Consider the following 25,491-nt stretch of genomic DNA (forward strand, 5'->3'; position numbering starts at 1 on the left):
GGCAGACTGTCTTTGCTTGGCGGAGGATTGCAAGCTTTTACCAGCCACAGGCAGGAAGCACCTCATGCTATACTTTATTCATAATGACAAGCAGCGAAGCTTAGTCTTCCCCCTGCTGTAGGAGGTTGCTGATGTTTCCGGGGAAATTGTACAGAAAGTATCTGAAGAATAATCTGTTTATGAAAATCATCCTGCTCTTCTCAGTCATTGCCGTGGTCACCATTATCACCTTCTCCTACCTGATGTTCTTGCTCATGTCTCAGGCTGTAGTGCAGCGGCAGATGGAGATTCAGAAACGTACCGTGGAGAGCATCAACAGCTATATTGAGCAGAAATATGACTCTGTACAGTCTATGATGCGGGACGTGTACCGGGACACGGAGCTGACTGCTAATACGTCGTATTTGCTGGAGCATCCGTATGAAGATTACGTGAGGTACCGGCTGGACCGCTATTTCAACGAAAGTAATGCTACGACGGATACCGTGCAGTTTTTTCGCAATCAAGTTGAAGATGATCCTGATATCCGCAGTTTAATGCTCTACAGTGCAGCTGAGCAGCAGTTGTATGTCTATAACGACCAAGGCAAATTTCAGATTATTTCCACTAATGCAGCCCACTCTTTTGTACCGGATGCGCTGTATCTGGAGGAGGAAGGCAGTGTCACCGCCCCAAACACTTGGGTCAGTCAGGCGATCTCATCTCCGGAGGGGCCGATGTTTACGGTTCGTACCCCGGTCAATAACAAGATATCACTGCGCAACATTGGTCAGCTTCTAGTCTATTTTGATGCCAGCGAGGTCTGGGGGAGTATGGGCAATTATAAGGATGACTTCAAGGGAAAGATTCTGGTGCTGGCAGCGGATGGGGATGTGTTATTTGATACCTCGGGCACCTATTATGAAAAGCGCTATCCTTATCCCGAGCAGATGAATTCTGCCTATACAGATGGTGAAGAAGTCGGCGGGATGATCATTACTAAGCAGACTCACACCCAAGGCGGATTTACTGTGTTGAGTGCTGTACCTAAGCAGGAATTAGCCGCCACTTATAGGGGATTGCGGAACATGATCTTCATTATCTGCTTGATCTGCCTGTTGTTTGCGATTATTACGCCCACTTTATTTATCAATAATTTTGCCAGAAGGACTCATAAAATTATCAAGTTCACCCGCAAAGTGAAAAACGGTGACCTGGATGCCCGGATTACCGATGTCAGAGAAGACGAGCTGGGGCAGATCTCCAAAAGCTTCAACGATATGCTGGATGAGCTGAATCTTCATATAGACCGTGTGTTCAAGGCTGAAATCAAGCAAAAACATACCGAAATCGCCGCGCTTGAAGCCAGGGTAAACCCGCATTTTCTCTACAATACCTTGGAGGTGATCCGAATGAGGGCAATCTCTCAAGGAGCTTCAGATGTCGGGGAGATGATCTACAGCTTGTCGGTGTTGTTCAAAAGCTATGTTCACCAGAAACCCAAGCATACGATGAAGGATGAACTAGAAGCCTGCCGTTTATATCTGGAGCTGTTCCGCATCCGTTATAAGGATAAATTCTCTTATACAATGGAATGCGGGAAAGAGCTTACCGGAAGAGTTGTACTCAAAATGTCGCTGCAGCCCATCATTGAAAACTACATTCTACATGGGATGCGCGTGGACAAGAATGATAATCACATCAGTGTGGCTGTGGCCAAGGACGGCAAATATTTGCGTGCGGTAGTTACAGACAATGGGCGGGGGATTGCTCCGGACAGATTGGTCCAGCTCAAAGAAGGTCTTTTGCAGCCAGATGAACAATCGGAATCATTTGGTCTGCGCAGTATTCATGAGCGTTTGAAGCTGCTTTATGGCAGTGAGTATGGCATTGAATTACAAAGCGAAGCGGGTACCGGCACAACCGTGACTGTGTATTTTCCCGATCTGGGAGAGGATGATCCAAACCATGTATAAAATTTTCATTGTGGACGACGAGCCTTTTATTATCGAAGGATTATATGACATTGTGGATTGGGCAGCACTGGGGATGGAGATTGTCGGCCACGCCGAGAACGGCCAGGAAGCGCTGGAGTCGTTGCGGTTTGTCCCAGCAGATATTCTGATTACGGATATTTCCATGCCGCTGATGAACGGGCTGGATTTGATCCGGGCTGTGCGGGAGATCCAGCCGGAGATCAAAGTTGTTATCCTCAGCGGCTTTGATGAGTTCGGTTATCTTAAGGAAGGAATGGCGCTCGGCATTGAAAATTATCTGCTCAAGCCTATTAATTTGCAAGAGTTCCGGGCAACATTAGTGACTGCCGCCGAGAAGCTGGGTGTCTCCCGTCAAGAGAGTCAATTCAATGCGCATAGTATTTCCATTCTGCGCGATAATGTGATGTACCGTTGGCTGCGGTGCCAGATTGGTCCGAAGGAATTCAGCGAACGGACTGATTTTCTGGGACTTAGACTAGATAAGCCGCTGGTGCAGGTAGCCCTGCTTCGCCCTGAACAGGACGCTGCCGAGCTATTTCAGGCGGTGGAAGAGGTTGTAGGCGGTAACCCGTCTTTGATTGCATTCCGGGATATGGATGGAGATACCGTGCTGCTGCATCTGCTTAGTGAGTATCAGCAGGGTAAAGAAGCGGTGGAAAGGCTTCATGCGCAGCTGCTGTTATCCCTAACTGGCGGTCCGCCAATGCGTCTGTCCGTAGGAACGGTGGAGGAGATGGAGGAGGCGGCGGCTCAGAGTTACGCCCATGCAAAGATGACTCAGGAATATTTCATGCTGTTTCCAGAGCGGAATTTGCTGCATTATGAGGAAGTTCAGGACAGGCATGAGGTTGCCGTCCAAGGTATGCCGCTGAATTGGGAAGATGATCTCAAGCTGATTATGGCGAAGGATAAGGAAGCGCTGCTGGTGCGGATCCAGGATCATTTTGAGCAGCTGCGGCGGATGGAGGGGATTACACCTGTGCTGCTGCAAGGCATTGCCATGGAATGGTTGATCCGCTTCAAGATGCAGCTGCAGGAGATTCGTCATGTGGAAGAACCGGAGCTTTTCGCAGACGGTTTTGGCCTCATTCGCTCTACAGTTTCCATAAATGAACTGACTCAGATTATTCAGGAAGCCGCTACCATTACGGTAGACGCCTTAGTTCGGGATGTAAAGAGTCCAGTCGTGCAGCAGGTGCTGAATTATATCCATGAGTCCTACAATGAAGATGTGTCACTGAAGACCCTCGGTGCCCAATACCATATTCACCCGGTGTATTTGGGACAGCTGTTCCATAAAGAGGTGAATGAGTCATTCACCGAATATATCAATAAATACCGTATTGAGAAGGCGAAGGAGCTGCTGCGGAATACCTCACTTAAAGTTCATGAAATCGCTCTCAAAGTAGGCTATTGGGAGACCGGCTATTTTTACAAACAATTTAAGAAGCATGTCGGGATATCTCCTACGGAGTACAAAGGGCTTGTCTAGCGGACCCCCGCTGCAAGCTTTTTCTTTATTTTCTACATGATTTATTTAGTTTAGCTTCTGTTTGAAAATGCTTTCATAAATTACAGTAAAGATAGTCCTTGAAGGAGAAAGCTGCTGGTTTAATTCCGGATTAGGCCAGCGATCTTGAGGTAAACAAAGGGGAGGTTATACAGGAATGGGCAACAACAAAAGAAAAAGGTTTTCCCTGTTACTGACATCACTTATGGCATTCTCGCTTGCGCTCAGCGCATGTGGCGGCGATTCAAACAACGCGGCAACTAACAGTTCAGGAGCGGGCGGCGACGGTGCATCATCCGAGAAACCGGTCGAACTGATCTGGTACACGATCGGCGGACCGCAGAAGGATCTGGACCGTGTCGTGGAAGAAGTCAATAAGTACACTAAAGAGAAGATAAATGTCACCCTGAAGATGAATATGATTGATTTTGGCGATTATACACAAAAAATGCAGGTCAAAGTAGCCGCTGGGGAACCCATGGACATTCTCTTTACATGCTCCTGGGCGTTCGATTATGTGCAAAATGCCCGCAAAGGCGCTTTTATGGAATTGGACAGCCTGCTTAATGAATATGGAAAAGGCATCGTAGACACGATTGATCCGGCGTTCCTGGAAGGCTCCAAGGTAGATGGACATAATTATGCCGTACCTGCCAACAAAGAGCTTCCGGCGCAAGAAGTTTGGCGCTTTAATAAAGAGCTGCTCGACAAATATAACCTCGACATTTCCGGGGTGAACACAATGGAAAGCATTGAACCACTGCTGAAGACGATCAAAGAGAATGAACCGGGCATCACGCCTTACGCTATGGTGAAGGATTTCATGCCAGTGCTGCCGTTCGACTACATCATTGAAAAGATGCCAATGGCTGTTTATATGGACACGAAGGATTACAAGATCGTGAACATTCTGGAAACACCAGAACTCAAAAGCACTCTTGAAACCGTTCGCAAATATTACAAGGCAGGTTATATCTCGCCGGAAGTAGCAACTACAACTTCGGTGGATGATCTCTACAAATCTTCCAACTGGTTCATGGATCGTGCAGCTACCCAGCCGATGGCGGACAATCTGTGGTCGGCAAGCTACGGCTATCCTGTAGTTTCCACGCCAGCTGGCAAACCTTACATCTACAACTGGTCCGTTATGGGTTCGATGCAAGCCATCTCGGCTAACTCCGCATATCCGGAGAAAGCGATGGAGTTCCTGAACCTGCTCAACACCGATCCGGTGCTGCGCAACATGATTGACTCCGGAATCGAAGGCGTGCACTACGAGAAGACTGGTGAGAATTCCATGAAGAACCTGGATGAATCCAAGAACTATGACATGCCAACCTTCTCGCTGGGCAATATCATGATCAACTATTTGAACGAGGGTGACCCTGAGAACAAATGGGAAGAGTTCAAAAAGTTTAATGAATCCGGTGTAAATGCACCGCTGCTTGGTTTTAACTTCGACACTTCCAAGGTGACTACTGAAATCGCTGCGGTTCAGAACGTAAAAGAAGAATACTGGTCACCACTGATGACTGGAACCGTTGATCCTGACGAGTATCTACCGAAAGCTATTGAGAAATTCAAGGCAGCTGGTTTGGACAAAATTATCGCTGAAGCGCAATCGCAAATTGATGCCTGGAAAGCGTCCAACAACAAGTAAAACATCAACGTAAGAGAAGATCGGGGCAGGGGCGTGGCCTCTGGACCCGGTCTTTTTTTGAAATATAAGGACATACAGGAGGGATCTAAGTGTGAAGACAATCAGCGGATTTATAAAAAATATTATGAATAACAAGATTATGCTGCTCATGGTTTTACCAGGTGCGCTTTGGTTTCTCTTTTTCTCTTACCTGCCGATGATAGGGACGATTATTGCATTCAAAGAATACCGCTTTAGCCGCGACGGCTTCTGGGCGAGTATTATCAACAGCAAATGGGTGGGGTTAGACAACTTCAAGTTTTTGTTCACCACCAATGACGCGTACATTATTACCCGCAACACCTTGCTCTACAATGGAGCATTTATCCTGCTTGGCTTGATCTTGTCGGTTCTGATGGCGATTGTGCTGTCCGAGATTGTGAACAAGAAGTTGGCCAAAGTGTATCAGACCGGCATGTTCCTGCCCTACTTCCTGTCATGGGTCGTTGTCGGCTATTTTGCATTTAGTTTCCTGAGCTCCGAACGCGGGATGCTGAACCAGATCATGGGCTTTTTTGGCGCAGAGTCAATTCAGTGGTATTCGGAAAAAGCCTACTGGCCGTTCATCCTGATCTTAGTCTATCTGTGGAAAGCGGTTGGTTACAACAGCGTAGTTTATCTCGCAGCTATTATGGGGATCGACAAGTCGCTGTATGAAGCGGCGATGATCGACGGAGCTAGTAAGTTCCAACAGATTCGCAATATTACACTGCCGTTGCTGAGTCCAATTATCACGATCATGACCCTGCTGGCCATCGGTAAAATCTTCTACGCCGACTTCGGTCTCTTTTACCAGGTGCCTCGTAATTCCGGTACGCTCTACAGTGTCACGAATGTTATTGATACCTATGTCTATCAAGGCCTCAAAACAACGGGTGAGATTGGTATGAGCACTGCCGCAGGTCTGTATCAATCGGTTGTCGGCTTTACGCTAGTCATGACCTCCAACTATATTGTCCGCAAATACAACAAGGATAGCGCTTTGTTCTAGAACCTCATGAAAGGAGTGGGCCATATGTCTTCCATTACTAAGACTAAAAAAGAACGTGATTTCCACCATCTCTCGACGCCCTGGAATATCACTTTTAATCTGATAGCCGGCATCTTTGCGTTTCTGTGCGTGTTTCCGTTTCTGTTCGTCGTGATCATCTCCTTCACCGATGAGGTGGCGCTGGCGCGGGATGGCTATAAGCTGATTCCGGCAAAATGGAGTCTCGGCGCATACCGTTATGTGTTTGAATCCGGAGATATGCTGCTGCGTTCTTATGGTGTGACGATTTTTGTAACGGTGATAGGGACGATTATCAGCCTTTTGTTTATCGCTTTTTATGCGTATGCCATTTCCCGGAAAAGCTTCCGTTACCGCAATTTTTTCTCGTTCTTCGCGTTTTTTACCATGCTGTTCAACGGTGGACTTGTGCCGACTTATATTATCGTTACGCAGTTTCTAAGCCTGAAGGATACGATCTGGGCGCTGATTTTGCCGCTGGCGGTGAATGCTTTTTACATTATGATTCTGCGCACCTTCTACAGCACGAGTGTGCCTGATGCCATTATCGAATCCGGCAAAATCGACGGGGCGGGCGAGTTCCGTATCTTCCTGAAATTGGTGTTGCCTTTATCACTGCCCGGTCTGGCTACGATTGCTTTGTTCAGCACCCTCGGCTATTGGAATGACTGGTTCAATGCGCTGCTGTACATCGACAACCCGAATTTAGTCCCGCTGCAATCGATGCTGATGCGGATCGAGACCAGTATGCAGTTTATTTTGCAGAACTCCCAGAACAGTTCGCTCAGTCTGGAAGCTCTTCGCTCCATGCCGCAGGATACATCGCGGATGGCGATGGTCGTGCTGGCGACAGGACCGATTATTTTTGCCTATCCGTTCTTCCAGCGTTATTTCATTCAAGGTCTTACCGTAGGGGCTGTTAAGGAATGAGTTATACAAACCCGAATTTACCTGCTGAAGAACGGGCGGAGCATCTGCTCGGACTGATGACTTTGGAAGAGAAGGCCGGTCAGCTGATTCAGCCTTTTGGCTGGCAGGCCTATGAACATAGAGACGGTAAGATGACCTTGACAGAAAGCTTCAAGGAGAAGGTTGCCGGGGGCGGCGTTGGCTCGCTTTACGGGATGTTGCGCGCTGACCCGTGGACCGGTGTGACGCTGGCTACTGGCCTGTCTCCGCGTGAAGGTGCGGAAGCGGTGAATACGCTCCAGCGGTATGTGCTGGAGCATTCGCGGCTGGGCATTCCGGTATTGATCGGCGAGGAATGCTCGCATGGCCACATGGCGATTGGGGCCACCGTATTCCCGGTGCCCCTGTCGCTCGGCAGCTCCTGGAATGTAGAGCTGTATCGTGAGGTCTGCCGCGCCGTAGCGCTGGAGACACGCAGTCAGGGCGGCGCGGTTACGTATTCGCCGGTGCTGGATGTGGTGCGCGATCCCCGCTGGGGCCGCACCGAGGAGTGCTTCGGCGAGGACGCTTACCTGATCAGCGAGATGGCGGTTGCGGCTGTTGAAGGTCTGCAGGGGGAATCCTTGCAGAGCGGCGGCAGCGTGGGGGCTACGCTGAAGCATTTTGTGGGATACGGCAGCTCAGAAGGCGGCCGGAATGCCGGGCCTGTGCACATGGGCTGGCGTGAACTGCTGGAAGTGGATCTGCTGCCCTTCAAAAAAGCGGTCGAAGCGGGTGCAGTCTCCATTATGCCTGCTTATAACGAAATAGACGGCGTGCCTTGCACGACAAATACAGAGCTACTAGAGGATATACTCCGCGAAGCATGGGGGTTTGAGGGTCTAATCATTACCGACTGCGGAGCTATAGAGATGCTGGCCTCTGGCCATGATGTGGCTGAAGATGGCATGGATGCAGCAGTGCAGTCACTGGAAGCCGGCATCGACATGGAGATGTCCGGAGAGATGTACGGCAAATACCTGGTGGATGCCGTTCGTGAAGGCAAGCTGGACCCGGCACTGCTGGATCGTGCGGTCCGCCGTGTGCTGACGCTCAAGTTCAGGCTGGGCCTGTTCGAGCAGCCATTCGCTGATCCCGATGCGGCTGAACGCGTCATCGGCAGCAAAGCGCATCAAGAGCTGGCCCGGCAAGTGGCGGGCGAGAGCATCATCCTGCTGAAAAATGAAGCAGGTGTGCTGCCATTGTCCAAGACCGCCGGCACGATCGCCGTCATTGGCCCTAACGCCGATGCCGGGTATAACCAGCTCGGCGATTATACCTCACCGCAGCCTCCGGCTAAGGTAGCGACCGTGCTCAGCGGCATCCGCAGCAAGCTGGCTGCAGAGCCGGAGCGGGTGCTCTATGCACCGGGCTGCCGGATCAAAGGCGATTCGCGCGAAGGTTTTGAAGCCGCGCTCGCTTGTGCAGAGCAGGCCGATACCGTTGTTATGGTCGTCGGCGGCTCCAGTGCACGCGATTTCGGGGAAGGCAGTATCGATCTCAAGACAGGCGCGTCCAAGGTGACGGAGAATGCCTGGAATGATATGGACTGCGGCGAAGGCATTGACCGGGTGTCATTGACCCTGTCGGGAGTGCAGCTGGAACTGATCCAGCAGGTTCATCAGCTCGGCAAACCTGTGATCGTTGTTTATATTAACGGCCGTCCGGTGAGCGAGCCTTGGATTGACGAGCATGTACAAGCCATTCTGGAAGCCTGGTATCCAGGCCAAGAAGGCGGGCACGCTGTTGCGGATATCCTGTTCGGCGATGTGAACCCGTCCGGGAAGCTGACTGTATCCGTGCCGAAGCATGTGGGCCAGCTCCCGGTCTATTACAACGGTAAACGTTCCCGTGGCAAAAGATATCTGGAGGCCGATTCCCAGCCTCAATATCCGTTCGGCTTCGGGCTTAGCTACACTGAATTTACGTACTCCGGGTTGAAGGTGGAGCCGGAAGTAATTGCGGCCGGGGAGACGGCTATAGTTTCCGTGGACGTTCAGAATACAGGAGACCGTGAGGGCGCAGAGGTGGTGCAACTGTACATTTCTGATGTCGCCAGTAAGGTCACCCGTCCTGCCAGGGAATTGAAGGCTTTTGACAAAATCAAGTTGGCTCCGGGTGAGAAGCAAACCGTGTTGTTCACGGTAGGGCCGGAGCAATTGCAATATATCGGACCGGATTTAAGACCAGTTGTAGAGCCAGGAGCGTTTAAAGTGCTGGTGGGTAAGCATGTAAATGATACACTGAGCACCGATTTGACGGTGAGGGGGTAAAGACATGGAACGCATTAAACGCTTCATCCGCGAGCTCTCCGAGCAGCAATGGCTAGAGGTGCAGGAATTGCGCGATTGGGAGATTCTGTCCTCGGTGTATCAATTGCCGGGACAGTATGACAAGCTGCAGCCTTATAAGGACGGCAGCAATTATGATCTGTTCCCGAGTGTGCAAGGAACGACCTATTTCTTCCGCCGTACTTTGGAGATTCCGGCTAACTGGCTGCCGGGCCACATCGGGCTGATTTTTGCTTCAGGTGGGGAAGGGCTGCTGCGGGTGAACGGTGAATCGCGGCAAGGACTCGACCGCAATCATACCTTTGTAACTCTGGCAGGTGATCCATCTGGCCGTCCGTTGGACCTGGAAATCGAACTCTTCGATCCGGTCCCCGAGCCGGTGGACCCATTAAATCAACAGGCGGTGATCCAGCCGCCGATTCGGATGATCCACAGCCAGCTGGTGCTGGTGAATAGACCTGTGCAGAGTCTAATGTACACGGCAGTAGTGATTCGCGATTCGGCAATTCTGCTGCCTGAGCAGGACCAGCGCCGTAACCGGATGCTGGAAGCTTTGTATGTGGCAATGGATGAATTCGTTAGCCTTACCACGCAGGAGATCCGCGAGGGTGGTGAGATTACGCGAATCGAGCAGAAGCTGCGGGGCAGAGTCGGGGAGATCGGCGGTCATGCCGAAGGAACAATCCACATGGTGGGCCAGTCCCATATCGATATTGCCTGGCTGTGGCCTGCGCGCGAGACCGTGCGCAAGACGAGCCGGACGTTCTCGACGGTGAATGCCCTGATGGACGAATATCCTGACTATCAATATGCGCAGAGCCAGCCGCTGCTGTTCGAATATTTGAAAGACAATGACCCGGTACTCTATGAGAAGGTCAAGGCACGCATCCGTGAAGGACGCTGGGAACTGGTCGGCGGGATGTGGATCGAACCGGATCTGAACATTCCGAGCGGAGAATCGTTGATGCGGCAAATCCTATATGGTCAACGCTTTTATCTCGAAGAGTTCGGGCGCACCTCGCAGATTGAGTGGCTGCCGGATACCTTCGGCTACTGTGCTTCTCTGCCGCAGATTCTGCAGCATGGTGGCATCAAATATTTTATGACCACCAAGCTGGGCTGGAATGACACAAATGTCTTCCCTTACGATCTGTTCCATTGGGTCGGCATTGACGGCACGCCGATGTTGTCTTACCTGAATCATGGGGTCAATGAGAATACGCTGCCCAAAGATGTGCATGAACACTATCAGTCCTTCCGCGAAAAAGATAAACATAATGAGCAGATGCTGCTCTATGGGCATGGTGACGGCGGCGGCGGGGTCACCCGCGAGATGCTGGAATATATCCAGCGTGCCGAGCTAATGGTCGGCCAGCCGGAGAGTAAATACAGTAATGCCGCGGATTTCTTCGCAGGCATTACACGCTGTCAGCCGCAGCTGCCGCAGTGGCGGGGCGATCTGTATCTGGAGCTGCACCGCGGCACCTACACTACGCACGGCCGCAACAAGCGGAACAACCGCAAGGCGGAAGTGTTGTACCGTGAAGCGGAGCTGTGGCAGACATTAGCTTCGCCGCAGCTGGACACGGAGCAACATGCCGTAGTTGCCGGGCAGCTGCATCAGGGCTGGAAGCTGATTTTGTTGAACCAGTTCCATGATATTATTCCGGGCTCGGCGATTACCGAAGCTTACGAGACCTCGGAGAAGGAATACGCAGAGGTATTTGAGCTTGGCCGTGATGCGCTTCAGCCGGGGCTTGCGGCATTGGCCGGGAACATTAACACGACAGGCGAGGGTACACCTTACATTGTTTTTAATGGTTTGGGTTGGATGCGGGATGCCTTGGTCGAACTTGCCCTCAATGAAGAAGGAGTCGCTAGCGGAAACTTTGCGGTGTATGGCGAGGATAACGTACTGCTGGAAGCAGATGTCCTGACGGAGGAGACAGCAGTTTCTGGTGTCTCGGTTCTCGTTCCGGAGATTCCAGCCTTTGGTTACAAAACGATCTGGATTCTTGATCTGTCTCAGAACACATCCGTTGAAAATAATGCAGAATCTGCCGCTGCTGAACATAATCAAACAGCTATAGGAGTTGTTCCCTTCGGCGACCGTTGGGAGACGGACTATTATCGTATTACCTTTAACGAGCGGGGAGAAATCACCAGTCTTTTTGATAAAAAAGGAAACCGGGAGATCGTAAAATCCGGTGAGCCGGCGAACCGCTTCCACTTTTTCCACGACCGCCCGACGCTTTGGGATGCCTGGGACATTGACAACCGTTATGAAGCCCAACCCGCCGGGGAGGCTGAACTTATAGAAAAGGCAGTGATCCGCACTGGTGCGGTGCAGGATATTTTGCGCTTCCGCTGGAAGCTGGGCCAATCCGAGATTACTCAGGATATGATTCTACATCACCATAATCCCCGGATTGATTTCCAGACGCATGTGAGCTGGAACGAAGCCCATAAGCTGCTTAAGGTAGGGTTTCCGATTGATGTTGTCGCGGATAAGGCGACTTACGAGATTCCATTTGGTGCGCTGGAACGTCCGACCCACCGCAACACCAGCTGGGAGCAGGCGCAGTATGAGGTTTGCGGGCACCGTTTTGCCGATGTATCCGAACGTGGATATGGCGTCAGTCTGCTGAATGATTGCAAATACGGCTATGACATTCAAGGCAGTACCATTCGCTTGTCGCTCCTGCGCGCGCCGAAATGGCCGGATGCTACTGCGGATCTCGGCGAGCACGACTTCACCTATTCGCTATATCCGCATTGTGGGGATTGGCGGGAGGCTCATACTGTTCGCCGTGCAGCAGAGCTAAATCATGAGCTGTATACTTTTGCCGCTTCATCAACACAGGGGCAGCTGCTGCCAACAGGCTCATTTATCGGATTCTCCGGTGAGCATGTGGTGCTGGATACGATTAAGCCATCCGAGGACGGGCAGGGGACTGTTCTCCGTTTCTACGAATCCTCGGGAGGCCGCGAGCGGGTTCAGCTCAAATGGCAGTATCCAGTTCAGAGCGTCTACCTGTCCAATGCTCTGGAAGAGCAGCTGGAACTGATCGAACATACGGCTGGCGGTGAATTGGAACTTCACTTTACCCCTTACGAGATCAAAACAATCTACATCAGAAAATAAATAATCACATCACAGATGCAAAGGAGCATAACTCACTTGGAACAATTCCGATTACCCAAAATAGCAATGCCCCAGCTGCCGCTGCCGCAGGCCGTACAAGAAGTGCTTGCCGAAGCAGAGGAGAAGCTGGCACATCGCCCGAAGCTGTTGCAGCTGTTCAAGAACTGTTTTCCGAATACGCTGGAGACGACGACTAAACTGCTGGATGACGGAACCACCTTTGTGATTACCGGCGATATTCCGGCCTCCTGGCTGCGTGATTCAGTGGAGCAGGTAATTCAATACGTGCCTCTGGCCAAAAACGATCCCGATCTCCAGCGCATTATCGGCGGTCTTATCAAACGCCATATTCAATATATTCATATCGATCCTTACGCCAATGCATTTAACGAGTCGGCCAATGACTGGCACTGGAACACTACGGATGTGACCGAGATGTCGCCATGGGTGTGGGAGCGTAAATTTGAGATTGATTCGTTATGTTTTGTTGTGCGCCTCGCTTATACCTACTGGAAAGAGACGGGCCTGACTGATTTCTTCGACGCTGGGTTCAAGTCGGCCATGCGCCAGATTTTCGATTTGTTCAAAAGAGAACAGCGGCATTTCGAGCAGTCTCCGTACCGGTTCAGCCGCAATAACGGCATTCCGGAAGATTCTCTGCGCAATAGCGGTCTCGGCATGCCGGTGAACTATACCGGAATGATCTGGTCGGGCTTCCGGTCCAGCGATGATGCCTGTGATTTCCACTACAACATTCCTGGCAATATGTTCGCTGTTGTCGCGCTGCGCCAGATGCAGGAATTCGCGGAGTGGGTCTTCCGCGATCTAGACTTCCTGGCTGAACTTAAAGAGCTGGAATTTGAAGTGGATCATGGCATCAAGCTCTATGGCATTTATCGCCATCCGGAGTTTGGTCCGATTTATGCTTATGAGACCGACGGCTTCGGCAATTACTGCCTAATGGACGATGCGGGAACGCCCGGACTGATCTCCATTCCGTATCTGGGTTACGCTTCGGCGGATGATCCCATCTACCAGAACACCAGACGTTTCGCATTGAGCAAAGAAAATCCGTTCTATTATGAAGGCACAGCTGCCAAAGGGATCGGCAGCCCGCACACTCCGGAGAACTATATCTGGCATATGGCGTTGTCTATGCAGGGCATTACGGCTCAGACTGCCGAAGAGAAGCTGGAACTGATAGCGATGCTGGAAAGTACGGATGCCGGAACCGGATATATGCATGAAGGCTTCCATGTGGATGATCCTAGTGTATTTACCCGCAGCTGGTTTGCATGGTCGAACAGTTTGTTCTCGCAGCTTGTCTATCGGGCGATGAAGGAAGGTATTCTGTGAGCGGGGGCCGTATCATCCTGTTCGCGGACCCGTCTTTTCCCGGGTATACCGCAGCGGGCGGACTGACAGCGGAACAGGTACAGTCTATAGGAATACATCATACTGCCCCTCCTGTTCATGCAGCACAGCTGGCCGAAACGCTGGACAGCGCCAAGGCCGGGGACTGCTTCGTTAGCTTCCATGCTCCGTACTTCCCGAAGGAGGCTTGGCCTTCCATCGTCGCCTATTTGAGCAGAGGCGGCAGCTTGATCAGCATTGGCGGTGCCCCGTTTAAGCATCCAGTCCGCCTAGTCGCTGAAGAGTGGCGGGTCGAAGCTGAGCAGACTGCCTATCACCGCCAGCTGCATATCCATGAAGCGCTGCGTGTGAGCAGCGCAGATCGCATACAGCAGCATGTCGCGCTTAGAGACATTCCGCTCTTCGTAGGCGATGAGCAGCTGCTGGCTCTGGCGGATACCTGGAACCTGGTGCCGCATGTCACTAAAAGCAGTGACTTGCCGGAGCAGATGGGTTCCAGTGGACCCATGGACACGCGGATCTATCCGCTGCTTAAGGGCATTACCGCCGCCGGAAGGGAAGTTTCAGCTCCAGCTGTGCTGTGGGAGCATATCGGCGGGCCTTTTGCCGGTGGCCGCTGGATCTTCATCGGCCAACCGCTTACGCCTGATTTCTGGAATCAAGGCGGAACGGAAGCATTAACCCGCTGGGCAACCTTTGCCGCTCGGGGAGTAACAGAGCTGTGGCTGAAGCCTAACTATGCTTCTTATGAAGAAGGCGAGCGGCCGCTGCTGTTTTTGCAGGGTCAGCGGCTAAGCCGTAGCCAATCGTCACCGACAGCAGCGCAGTGGACCCTGAACATCACTCTGAGCAAAGACGGGGAGTCTATTCCATGTTTCACTCATGAGTGCAAGCTTGAGGTCAGTCGCGAGCTGAACTTCCTACGTGTACCGCTTGCTGTAGAAATTCAACCTGGCCTGTATCATCTTTCTTGCCATGCTGTATCGGAAGAAGGCGAAGTGCGGATGTTGCGTCAAGGCTTTTGGGGATATGACGTGGGCCTGTTATCGCAGGGGGAACCGATTAAGGCTGGAAGAGATTATTTTATCAAAGACGGTCAGCCTTTACCTGTTGTCGGCATGACTTATATGACCTCTGACGTAGCGCGGAAATTTCTATTCCTGCCAAATGCTGATGTGTGGGATCGGGATATGGCACAGATGCGGAAGGCAGGCATCAACTGGATTCGTACCGGCATCTGGACAGCCTACCGGAATATTATGCAGGTAGACGGTCACGCCTCGGAAGAAGTGCTGCGGGCGATTGATGCTTTTCTACTGACTGCGAAGCGGCATGAGCTGCAGGTTACCTTTACGTTCTTCTCCTTTACGCCGGAGACTTGGGAAGGGACGAATCCTTATCTCGATCCGCGCAGTGTAGAAGCGCAAAAACGGTTCATCCGCTCCATCATCGCACGGCATCGCACGACAACCCATGTCGATTGGGATTTGATCAATGAACCGTCAATGTTCGATCCGCCGCGGATTTTCTCGGACGGACCGAGCTCGGCGCGAGATAAATATGAACACGCTGCTTTCTCTGCTTGGCTGGAAGAACGCCATGGTGATATAACTTTGCTGCAAGAGCGCTGGAATATGACGCCGCTGGAATTGCCGGATTTTGCGGCTGCACAACCTCCTGAGCGAGAAGAGATTAACTTTAGTGTGCAGGATATTCATTCCGGGAAGCGCGGCACACGTTGGCTCGACTACTGCCTGTTCTCCATGGACATGCACAACGTATGGGCAAGGGAGCTTAGCGGGACTATCAAGGAACTCTGCCCAGATCATTTAGTGACCGTAGGGCAGGATGAGGCTTTAGGTGCCCAACGGCCATCGCCGTTCTTTTATGAGCGCGATGTCGATTACACCACTGTTCACAGCTGGTGGTTGAATGACAATCTGCTCTGGGATGGAATTTTTGCCAAAACCCATCATAAACCGAACCTCATTCAGGAGACCGGCATCATGTACGTAGAGACGCCAGACGGACGGGCTAAACGCAGTGAGGAAGAATTGCGGGCCATGCTGGAGCGCAAATATGCCTATGCGTTTGCTTCTGGAGGTGCCGGGGCTGTGCAATGGATCTGGAACACGAACTTTTATATGGATAATGCCAATGAATCACAGATCGGTGCGCTGCGGGCCGATGGGACTGAGAAGCCGGAAGCGGATGTGTCTTATGATTTTGGGCGGTTCATCGGCGAAGCCGGGGGATTATTTGACGGGCGGAAGCTGGAAGAGATTGCCGTGGTTTTCCCTTACTCTAATGACTTCTCTAACCGGAAGCTCGCCTATGATGCGACTACCCGCCTGACGCGGATCTTATCTTATCAGCTTCATTTGCCTTTCCGCGCCGTATCGGAATACGATCTGGCTCCGCTGGAGGCAGAGCCGGCTAAGTTGATTCTCCTGCCGAGTGTGCACAATCTGGATAATGACGCCCTTCAGCAATTGCTGGACATAGTGGAGCGTACAGGTGCCGTTCTGCTCATTACTGGAGCATTGGGGGTTGATGCGTATTGGCAGCCTTCGGATCGTATGGACGCAATAGTAGGAGCCCGTAAACTTGGTAACATGCGCCGTGAGGAGCAGCTTCTATTGAACGGACGCAAGTTTGCGGTGTCCTATGGACAGAAGCGAATCGCGGAGCTAGTCAAAGAAACGCCAGCAAATGCAGATGTTGATTCGTCTAGCTCAGGTGGTGTGGGTGATCACCTCATCGAACGCCAGCTTGGCACAGGTCGCCTGATCTGGTGCCCGCTACCTTTAGAACTGAATGACCGCGACGAGCCGATCGCCGCGCTCTACCAATATGCTGCACAAGCCGCAGGTATCGAAACCGGGCTGGAATGGATCAGCGGTGGAGACCTGCCAGGTGTGTACGGGCGAAAGCTTGCTTTTGCAGAAGGTTCATTGTATATCTTCGTATCTGAATACGCCTGGGATGCCGAACTTGAAATAAAAGATCCTGCAACTGGAGCTCATTACTCATTTTTACTGGAGAAAGAACGTTCGGTGTTGTTTGCAGCTGATTCAGCGGGCAAGCTGGTAGCTGTCTACAGACCTGAAGAGGTTAACATTACGCTTAATAAATGCTGAAGAACTGAGGTGTACACACAGATGACCCACACAACAACCAAAACAGCCCATATCGTGTCCCATACTCACTGGGACCGTGAATGGTATTTGCCCTATGAGAAACACCACGTCCGTCTGGTTCAGCTGGTGGATGCACTGCTTGCGAAGCTGGACGGAGATTCCGCCTTCCGCAGTTTTTACCTCGATGGGCAAACCATTATTCTGGAGGATTATCTTCAGGTTCGGCCAGAGAACAAAGAGAAGCTGGAGAAGTATATCCGGGATGGGCGAATCTTGATTGGACCTTGGTACATTTTGCAGGATGCGTTCCTGACGAGCGGCGAGGCAAATGTGCGGAATATGCAGATCGGCCATCAGGATGCCGAGAAATACGGCGAGCCTTCCAAAATCGGCTATTTTCCCGATACGTTTGGATTGGTCGGACAGACTCCGCAGCTGATGTTGCAGTCAGGGATTACGAATGCTTTTTTTGGACGCGGGGTGAAGCCTACGGGATTTAACAACACTGTATCGGATGCAGGTTATGAGTCCTCTTTCTCCGAGCTGATCTGGGAAGGGCCGGATGGATCCAAAATTCTCGGTATCCTATTTGCCAACTGGTATTCTAACGGCAATGAAGTTCCTGTTGAGGAAGGTGCGGCTCGGGAATTCTGGGACCGTAAGCTTGCGGATGCAGAGAAGTATGCTTCAACGGGGGAGTTATTGTTCATGAACGGGTGCGACCACCAGCCTCTGCAATTGGATTTGCCGGAAGCTATCCGCACCGCCGAAAAGCTATACCCTGAAGTGAAGTTCGTGCATTCAAATTTCCCGGACTATCTGCAAGCCTTGGATCAGCAATTATCCTCGGGTCAGCGGGAGCTCTCCACCGTTACAGGGGAACTGCGCAGCCAGCGTACTGACGGATGGGGCACCTTAGTGAACACAGCCTCAGCCCGGGTTTATTTGAAGCAGATGAACCAGCTGGGCCAGACTCTTTTGGAAAAAGTAGCCGAGCCGCTGGCCTCCATCGCCCGCCTGTCCGGACAGGACTACCCGCACCATCTATTCACCTATGCCTGGAAGACGCTGATGCAGAACCATCCGCATGACAGTATCTGTGGTTGTAGTGTGGATGAAGTGCATCGTGAGATGGTAACTCGTTTTGATAAAAGCCGGCATGTTGCTGAGAGCATCATAGATGACAGTGCTAAGTTTATCGCAGATCAAGTGGAGACTTCTGGCTTTTCCGCATACGGGGAAGATGCAGTTCCTTTTATAGTGATGAATACCACGGGGTGGAAGCGTACGGGAACGGTAACTATAGAGCTGGATGCTGAACGGTTATATCTGCGCGAGGGTTATCCTTTGGATGAGACCGCCCGCAGAATGCTGGCTGTTGATTTGTCCGGCAGGATTCTCGTCGATCACACAGGGGAGGAATTAGCGTCTACAGTGGAAGATCTGGGTTTAAACTTTGGTTATGATCTGCCTGATGACCAATTCCGTCAGCCGTATATGTGCCGCAAAGTGAGACTTACTTTTGAAGCACGCAATGTGCCTGCACTTGGGCTTTGTACTTACGCTTGGGTACAATCAACTACGGAATCCGCTCAGGGAAGCTCTTTAATAGAAGGAGAGCGCAGCTTGGAGAATGCATCTCTCAAGGTAGTTGTTGCTGAGGATGGTTCATTTACGTTATTGGATAAGCATAGCGGTACCACTTATCGTGAGTTGGGGATTTACGAGAATACCGGAGACGTAGGCAATGAATACATGTACAAGCAGCCAGAAGGTGAACAAGCGCTGACGACCAAAGGCCAGCCTGCAGTTATTAAGGTGATTGAAGACTCTCCCTTCCGTGCGGCCATTGAGATCCGAATAGATTGGGAGATTCCGGCTTCGGCGGATGACACCTTGGAGGCGGAACAGCGTGCACTTGTGTATTATCCTGAGCGTAAAGCGCAGCGGAGTGTAAATACGGTGGTTTTGAAGCTTCGTACCGTCGTATCGCTGGAGCGGGAAGGCAAAGGTGTGCATATTGAATCCACAATTAATAACCAAGCCAAGGATCACCGGATACGAATGCTGTTCCCGACCGATCTGTCTACCGATGTGCATCGTGTGGATTCTATGTTTGAAGTGGCTACACGGGACAATAATCCGGCACCAGAATGGGCAAATCCGAGCAACACTCAACATCAGCAATCCTTTGTCGATGTCAGCAATGGCAATGTAGGACTTACGGTAGCCAACCAGGGATTGAACGAATATGAGGTTCTGCGGGATGGACGCAATACTATTGCCGTCACCTTGCTACGCAGCGTAGGGGAATTGGGGGATTGGGGCTGGTTCCCAACTCCGGAAGCTCAGTGCCTGGGCGAATACACAGCACAACTGGAGCTGATTCCTCATTCTGGTGAGGGAAGTGAACAACGGGCATTTACAGAGGCCTATCAATTCCAGACTCCTTGGACGGTATGTCAGACCGGCCTGCATAGCGGGAAGTTGAACTCTGGATATACCCCATTGGTTTGGGAGGGAGACAACATGGCCTTCTCATCCATGAAAATGAACGGAGCTTCCGGCGACTTGTTTTTGCGTTGGTACAATATGTCCGCTCAGCAGACAGAGTTGCAACTGAAAGTGAACAGTCCTCAAGAGTATTTATTTAAAAGCAATATCTTAGAGCAGCCTAACCCTGCTTTACAAGGAGCAACGTCTTCGGTTCACCACTTAGAGGTCGGACCATCTGAGATTGTAACTGTAGGTGCGAAATTAAGCTTCTAAGTAAAAAGATGTCCCGGGGCTTCCCTGCCGGGGCATCTTTTGATTTACTTTCTTCTATAAGACTTGTGCCAATCTTGAATGGCCTCTTGGCGGGAGGGGAATCTCATCTGGATCCAATTGTTTGTTTCCCATTCATGAATCGCCTGCTGTTTAGTTTGGTAAAAGCTGTAGTCGCAAATGTTCCAGCTGTTATACAGTTTCTGATACCATTTCCCTTTAGGGATGTCGCCAGGGTAACGGCGGACGGCTTTATTGGCTTGTTTTTTATCCCATGATGAACCATCTTTCTGTTGGTCGCTGCACACGGGTTGCTTTTTCACACTTCTGCTCATTGATTCTCCAACCTCCTTTTAGAGGGAAGCTAGAGATCATGCAAGGTCTTTATATGAATCACCTCTTTGCCAAAAAATAATGGAATTGATACCTATGTATGAAGGGGCTCTGATGTTAAATAGATAGACGCGGAAAAGGGGAATACGGTTGCGATACAATTGCGGAGAAGTATGTGTTTAGTTTTTTTAAAATAAAGCTTGCAATGAATCTCTATACATGATATATTCTAAGTCCGGCCAAGAAGTACACATGCCGAGCTCGAAAAAGAAGTTGAAAAAAGAGCTTGACATTAAATAGCTGAACATGATATAGTATAAGAGTTGCTGCTGAGACATTAAACGGCGCCAACGAGAACTTGATCTTTGAAAACTGAACAACGAGTGAGTAGGAAATCACGTAAGTGAAATCCAAAATTAGAGAATTAATTTTCTCGTCAGATGTTTCAAAATGAGCATATCGCTCTTTTCAATACTAATTGGAGAGTTTGATCCTGGCTCAGGACGAACGCTGGCGGCGTGCCTAATACATGCAAGTCGAGCGGAGTTATTTTGAAAGCTTGCTTTCAAAATAACTTAGCGGCGGACGGGTGAGTAACACGTAGGCAACCTGCCCTTCAGACTGGGATAACTACCGGAAACGGTAGCTAATACCGGATAATTTCTTTTTTCTCCTGAGAGAAGAATGAAAGACGGAGCAATCTGTCACTGAGGGATGGGCCTGCGGCGCATTAGCTAGTTGGTGGGGTAACGGCCCACCAAGGCGACGATGCGTAGCCGACCTGAGAGGGTGAACGGCCACACTGGGACTGAGACACGGCCCAGACTCCTACGGGAGGCAGCAGTAGGGAATCTTCCGCAATGGGCGAAAGCCTGACGGAGCAACGCCGCGTGAGTGATGAAGGTTTTCGGATCGTAAAGCTCTGTTGCCAGGGAAGAACGTCCGGTAGAGTAACTGCTACCGGAGTGACGGTACCTGAGAAGAAAGCCCCGGCTAACTACGTGCCAGCAGCCGCGGTAATACGTAGGGGGCAAGCGTTGTCCGGAATTATTGGGCGTAAAGCGCGCGCAGGCGGCTATTTAAGTCTGGTGTTTAAACCTTGGGCTCAACCTGAGGTCGCACTGGAAACTGGGTGGCTTGAGTACAGAAGAGGAAAGTGGAATTCCACGTGTAGCGGTGAAATGCGTAGATATGTGGAGGAACACCAGTGGCGAAGGCGACTTTCTGGGCTGTAACTGACGCTGAGGCGCGAAAGCGTGGGGAGCAAACAGGATTAGATACCCTGGTAGTCCACGCCGTAAACGATGAGTGCTAGGTGTTAGGGGTTTCGATACCCTTGGTGCCGAAGTTAACACAGTAAGCACTCCGCCTGGGGAGTACGGTCGCAAGACTGAAACTCAAAGGAATTGACGGGGACCCGCACAAGCAGTGGAGTATGTGGTTTAATTCGAAGCAACGCGAAGAACCTTACCAGGTCTTGACATCCCTCTGAATCTGCTAGAGATAGCAGCGGCCTTCGGGACAGAGGAGACAGGTGGTGCATGGTTGTCGTCAGCTCGTGTCGTGAGATGTTGGGTTAAGTCCCGCAACGAGCGCAACCCTTAACTTTAGTTGCCAGCAGGTAATGCTGGGCACTCTAGAGTGACTGCCGGTGACAAACCGGAGGAAGGTGGGGATGACGTCAAATCATCATGCCCCTTATGACCTGGGCTACACACGTACTACAATGGCCGGTACAACGGGAAGCGAAGCCGCGAGGTGGAGCCAATCCCATCAAAGCCGGTCTCAGTTCGGATTGCAGGCTGCAACTCGCCTGCATGAAGTCGGAATTGCTAGTAATCGCGGATCAGCATGCCGCGGTGAATACGTTCCCGGGTCTTGTACACACCGCCCGTCACACCACGAGAGTTTACAACACCCGAAGTCGGTGGGGTAACCCGCAAGGGAGCCAGCCGCCGAAGGTGGGGTAGATGATTGGGGTGAAGTCGTAACAAGGTAGCCGTATCGGAAGGTGCGGCTGGATCACCTCCTTTCTATGGAGAATCGTTCTCTGCAATGAGAACATTCAAATCGGAAGTTTAACTTCCACAATCTCAGGTTTAGGCCTGTTACTCACTCGTTGCTCAGTTTTGAGAGTTTAAGCTCTCAAGTAAGACTTGATCCTTGAAAACTGGATACCGAAACGAATTTGCGTTTTAGAACATCTTTTAGCAACTTGTGCAAACAAGTAAATGTTATTAGTGAGATGATTCCAAAGAGAATGTCATCGTATGATATTTTCCTGCGGAAGAATCAAGGTTAAGCTAATAAGAGCACACGGAGGATGCCTAGGCGCCAGGAGCCGACGAAGGACGTGGCGAACAACGAAACTGCCTCGGGGAGCTGTAAGCAAGCTTTGATCCGGGGGTGTCCGAATGGGGAAACCCAGCTGTGGTAATTCGCAGTTACTCATTTCTGAATACATAGGAAATGTAGAGGCAGACCAGGGGAACTGAAACATCTAAGTACCCTGAGGAAGAGAAAACAATAGTGATTCCGTCAGTAGCGGCGAGCGAACGCGGAACAGCCTAAACCTAAGAGCTTGCTCTTAGGGGTTGTGGGACGTCTCACATGGAGTTACAAAGGAATATGGTAGGTGAAGAGGTCTGGAAAGGCCCGCGATAGAGGTAAAAGCCCTGTAACCTAAACTGTATTCTCTCCGAGACGGATCCCGAGTAGTGCGGGGCACGTGAAACCCCGTATGAATCCAGCAGGACCATCTGCTAAGGCTAAATACTACCTGGCGACCGATAGTGAAACAGTACCGTGAGGGAAAGGTGAAAAGCACCCCGGAAGGGGAGTGAAATAGAACCTGAAACCGTGTGCTTACAAAAAGTCAGAGCCCTATTAATGGGTGATGGCGTGCCTTTTGTAGAATGAACCGGCGAGTTACGTTTAACATGCAAGGTTAAGCCGAGAAGGTGGAGCCGCAGCGAAAGCGAGTCTGAATAGGGCGAATTAGTATGTGGACGTAGACCCGAAACCGTGTGATCTACCCCTGTCCAGGGTGAAGGTGCGGTAACACGCACTGGAGGCCCGAACCCACGTACGTTGAAAAGTGCGGGGATGAGGTGGGGGTAGCGGAGAAATTCCAATCGAACTCGGAGATAGCTGGTTCTCCCCGAAATAGCTTTAGGGCTAGCCTCGGTATAAGAGTAGTGGAGGTAGAGCACTGATTGGGTGCGGGGTCCGCAAGGATTACCAAGCTCAGTCAAACTCCGAATGCCATATACTTATTGCCGGGAGTCAGACAGTGAGTGCTAAGATCCATTGTCAAAAGGGAAACAGCCCAGACCATCAGCTAAGGTCCCCAAGTGTGTGTTAAGTGGGAAAGGATGTGGAGTTGCACAGACAACCAGGATGTTGGCTTAGAAGCAGCCACCATTGAAAGAGTGCGTAATAGCTCACTGGTCGAGTGACTCTGCGCCGAAAATGTAACGGGGCTAAACACACCACCGAAGCTATGGCTAGATACGTATGTATCTGGGGTAGGGGAGCGTTGTGTAGGGGTTGAAGGTGTACTGAAAAGAGCGCTGGACACTACACAAGTGAGAATGCCGGTATGAGTAACGAAAAGATCAGTGAGAATCTGATCCGCCGAAAGCCCAAGGTTTCCTGAGGAAGGCTCGTCCGCTCAGGGTAAGTCGGGACCTAAGGCGAGGCCGAAAGGCGTAGTCGAAGGACAACAGTTTGAAATTACTGTACCACCGTAATCCGCTATGAGCGATGGGGTGACGCAGGAGGGTAGTGACGCGGACTGATGGATGTCCGTCTAAGCAGTGAGGCTGATGTGTAGGCAAATCCGCACATCATTAAGGCTGGGCTGTGATGGGGAGCGAAAATTGTAGTAGCGAAGGTCATGATCTCACACTGCCAAGAAAAGCCTCTAGCCAGGAGAAGGTGCCCGTACCGCAAACCGACACAGGTAGGCGAGAAGAGAATTCTAAGGCGCGCGGAAGAACTCTCGTTAAGGAACTCGGCAAAATGACCCCGTAACTTCGGGAGAAGGGGTGCCCCGGTAGTGTGAATAGCACGAGGGGGCCGCAGTGAAAAGGCCCAAGCGACTGTTTAGCAAAAACACAGGTCTGTGCGAAGCCGCAAGGCGAAGTATACGGGCTGACGCCTGCCCGGTGCTGGAAGGTTAAGGGGAGTGGTTAGGGGTAACCCGAAGCTATGAACCGAAGCCCCAGTAAACGGCGGCCGTAACTATAACGGTCCTAAGGTAGCGAAATTCCTTGTCAGGTAAATTCTGACCCGCACGAATGGCGTAACGACTTGGGCGCTGTCTCAACGAGAGATCCGGTGAAATTTTAATACCTGTGAAGATGCAGGTTACCCGCGACAAGACGGAAAGACCCCATGGAGCTTTACTGCAGCTTGATATTGAATTTGGGTACGATCTGTACAGGATAGGTGGGAGCCGTAGAAATCGGAGCGCAAGCTTCGGTGGAGGCGCCGTTGGGATACCACCCTGATCGTATCTAGGTTCTAACCTAGTGCCCTTACCGGGTACGGGGACCGTGTCAGGCGGGCAGTTTGACTGGGGCGGTCGCCTCCTAAAGAGTAACGGAGGCGTTCCAAGGTTCCCTCAGAATGGTTGGAAATCATTCGCAGAGTGCAAAGGCATAAGGGAGCTTGACTGCGAGACCTACAAGTCGAGCAGGGACGAAAGTCGGACTTAGTGATCCGGTGGTACCGCATGGAAGGGCCATCGCTCAACGGATAAAAGCTACCCTGGGGATAACAGGCTTATCTCCCCCAAGAGTCCACATCGACGGGGAGGTTTGGCACCTCGATGTCGGCTCATCGCATCCTGGGGCTGAAGTAGGTCCCAAGGGTTGGGCTGTTCGCCCATTAAAGCGGTACGCGAGCTGGGTTCAGAACGTCGTGAGACAGTTCGGTCCCTATCTGTCGTGGGCGCAGGAAATTTGAGAGGAGCTGTCCTTAGTACGAGAGGACCGGGATGGACGTACCGCTGGTGCACCAGTTGTTCCGCCAGGAGCATGGCTGGGTAGCTACGTACGGACGGGATAAGCGCTGAAAGCATCTAAGCGTGAAGCCCCCCTCAAGATGAGATTTCCCAATTAGTAAGACCCCTTGAAGACGACGAGGTAGATAGGTTGGAGGTGGAAGTGCAGCAATGCATGGAGCTGACCAATACTAATCGGTCGAGGGCTTATCCTAAAAATACCCCAAAAAGTGAAGAAAAGGCTGCGAAGCTAATTCCGAATACTTTCCGGGGGCCCCGAAGAGATGACGGG

11 protein-coding genes and 2 rRNA genes are annotated in these 25,491 nt (G+C 51.3%); 12 read left to right on the forward strand and 1 reads right to left on the reverse strand.

Going from position 1 to position 25,491, the window contains the following annotated elements; all coding sequences use genetic code 11:
- Nucleotides 1-131: 131 nt before the first annotated feature.
- From MHB56_RS18455 to MHB56_RS18500, 10 genes are all read left to right on the forward strand, one after another.
- The gene (locus MHB56_RS18455; RefSeq protein ID WP_341143851.1) at nt 132-1,955 is read left to right on the forward strand and encodes a cache domain-containing sensor histidine kinase; all 1,824 of its coding nucleotides are present in this window, start codon (nt 132-134) and stop codon (nt 1,953-1,955) included.
- Nucleotides 1,948-3,468 (forward strand): response regulator transcription factor, encoded by a 1,521-nt coding sequence (locus MHB56_RS18460; RefSeq protein ID WP_248549461.1) that lies wholly within the window; start codon nt 1,948-1,950, stop codon nt 3,466-3,468. Before MHB56_RS18455 ends, MHB56_RS18460 begins: the two co-directional genes overlap by 8 nt.
- 175 nt (nt 3,469-3,643) lie before the next feature.
- On the forward strand, nt 3,644-5,146 hold the full coding sequence (locus tag MHB56_RS18465) for an ABC transporter substrate-binding protein (RefSeq protein ID WP_076130103.1): 1,503 nt from the start codon (nt 3,644-3,646) through the stop codon (nt 5,144-5,146).
- 124 nt (nt 5,147-5,270) lie between these two features.
- Complete coding sequence (locus tag MHB56_RS18470) at nt 5,271-6,176, forward strand: ABC transporter permease (protein ID WP_282579979.1); 906 nt, start codon at nt 5,271-5,273, stop codon at nt 6,174-6,176.
- Nucleotides 6,177-6,200: 24 nt separating this feature from the next.
- A complete protein-coding gene (locus MHB56_RS18475) occupies nt 6,201-7,124 on the forward strand; it encodes a carbohydrate ABC transporter permease (protein ID WP_036684927.1) in 924 nt (307 codons plus the stop codon).
- Nucleotides 7,121-9,415, forward strand: coding sequence for a glycoside hydrolase family 3 N-terminal domain-containing protein (locus tag MHB56_RS18480; protein WP_341143852.1), 2,295 nt, complete (start codon nt 7,121-7,123; stop codon nt 9,413-9,415). Before MHB56_RS18475 ends, MHB56_RS18480 begins: the two co-directional genes overlap by 4 nt.
- Before the next feature lie 4 nt (nt 9,416-9,419).
- Nucleotides 9,420-12,578, forward strand: a complete 3,159-nt coding sequence (locus MHB56_RS18485) for an alpha-mannosidase (protein ID WP_341143853.1) — start codon at nt 9,420-9,422, stop codon at nt 12,576-12,578.
- Between the two features lie 36 nt (nt 12,579-12,614).
- Nucleotides 12,615-13,934 carry a glycoside hydrolase family 125 protein gene (locus tag MHB56_RS18490; RefSeq protein WP_076098666.1) on the forward strand — a complete coding sequence of 440 codons (1,320 nt, stop codon included), beginning with the start codon at nt 12,615-12,617 and terminating at the stop codon, nt 13,932-13,934.
- Nucleotides 13,931-17,092: a beta-galactosidase gene (locus MHB56_RS18495; protein ID WP_445667746.1), complete on the forward strand. Its 3,162-nt coding sequence runs from the start codon at nt 13,931-13,933 to the stop codon at nt 17,090-17,092. The genes MHB56_RS18490 and MHB56_RS18495 overlap by 4 nt, the downstream gene beginning before the upstream one ends.
- Nucleotides 17,093-17,113: 21 nt before the next feature.
- Nucleotides 17,114-19,861, forward strand: a complete 2,748-nt coding sequence (locus tag MHB56_RS18500) for an alpha-mannosidase (protein ID WP_076130107.1) — start codon at nt 17,114-17,116, stop codon at nt 19,859-19,861.
- Nucleotides 19,862-19,905: 44 nt separating this feature from the next.
- Here the strand turns inward: MHB56_RS18500 and MHB56_RS18505 are convergent, their stop codons facing one another.
- Entirely contained in the window at nt 19,906-20,193 is a 288-nt protein-coding gene (locus MHB56_RS18505) for a hypothetical protein (protein ID WP_076130108.1), read from the reverse strand.
- A 473-nt stretch (nt 20,194-20,666) separates the two neighbouring features.
- Between MHB56_RS18505 and MHB56_RS18510 the strand changes: the two genes are divergently transcribed.
- A 16S ribosomal RNA gene (locus tag MHB56_RS18510) occupies nt 20,667-22,224 on the forward strand.
- A 263-nt stretch (nt 22,225-22,487) separates the two neighbouring features.
- Nucleotides 22,488-25,414: ribosomal RNA gene (locus tag MHB56_RS18515) — 23S ribosomal RNA — on the forward strand.
- Together the 16S and 23S rRNA genes form the textbook arrangement of a ribosomal RNA operon.
- Nucleotides 25,415-25,491 lie beyond the last annotated feature (77 nt).

The sequence above is a fragment of the Paenibacillus sp. FSL H8-0315 genome (assembly GCF_038005365.1).
Taxonomy (GTDB): Bacteria; Bacillota; Bacilli; order Paenibacillales; family Paenibacillaceae; genus Paenibacillus_AQ; species Paenibacillus_AQ odorifer.

What these genes read in the sequence shown, in the direction of transcription:
- MHB56_RS18500 (WP_076130107.1), top strand. Translation starts at nt 17,114, where the DNA reads ATGACCCACACAACAACCAAAACAGCCCATATCGTGTCCCATACTCAC.
- MHB56_RS18455 (WP_341143851.1), top strand. Translation starts at nt 132, where the DNA reads ATGTTTCCGGGGAAATTGTACAGAAAGTATCTGAAGAATAATCTGTTT.
- MHB56_RS18505 (WP_076130108.1), bottom strand. Translation starts at nt 20,193, where the DNA reads ATGAGCAGAAGTGTGAAAAAGCAACCCGTGTGCAGCGACCAACAGAAA.
- MHB56_RS18470 (WP_282579979.1), top strand. Translation starts at nt 5,271, where the DNA reads ATGAATAACAAGATTATGCTGCTCATGGTTTTACCAGGTGCGCTTTGG.
- MHB56_RS18480 (WP_341143852.1), top strand. Translation starts at nt 7,121, where the DNA reads ATGAGTTATACAAACCCGAATTTACCTGCTGAAGAACGGGCGGAGCAT.
- MHB56_RS18475 (WP_036684927.1), top strand. Translation starts at nt 6,201, where the DNA reads ATGTCTTCCATTACTAAGACTAAAAAAGAACGTGATTTCCACCATCTC.
- MHB56_RS18485 (WP_341143853.1), top strand. Translation starts at nt 9,420, where the DNA reads ATGGAACGCATTAAACGCTTCATCCGCGAGCTCTCCGAGCAGCAATGG.
- MHB56_RS18465 (WP_076130103.1), top strand. Translation starts at nt 3,644, where the DNA reads ATGGGCAACAACAAAAGAAAAAGGTTTTCCCTGTTACTGACATCACTT.
- MHB56_RS18460 (WP_248549461.1), top strand. Translation starts at nt 1,948, where the DNA reads ATGTATAAAATTTTCATTGTGGACGACGAGCCTTTTATTATCGAAGGA.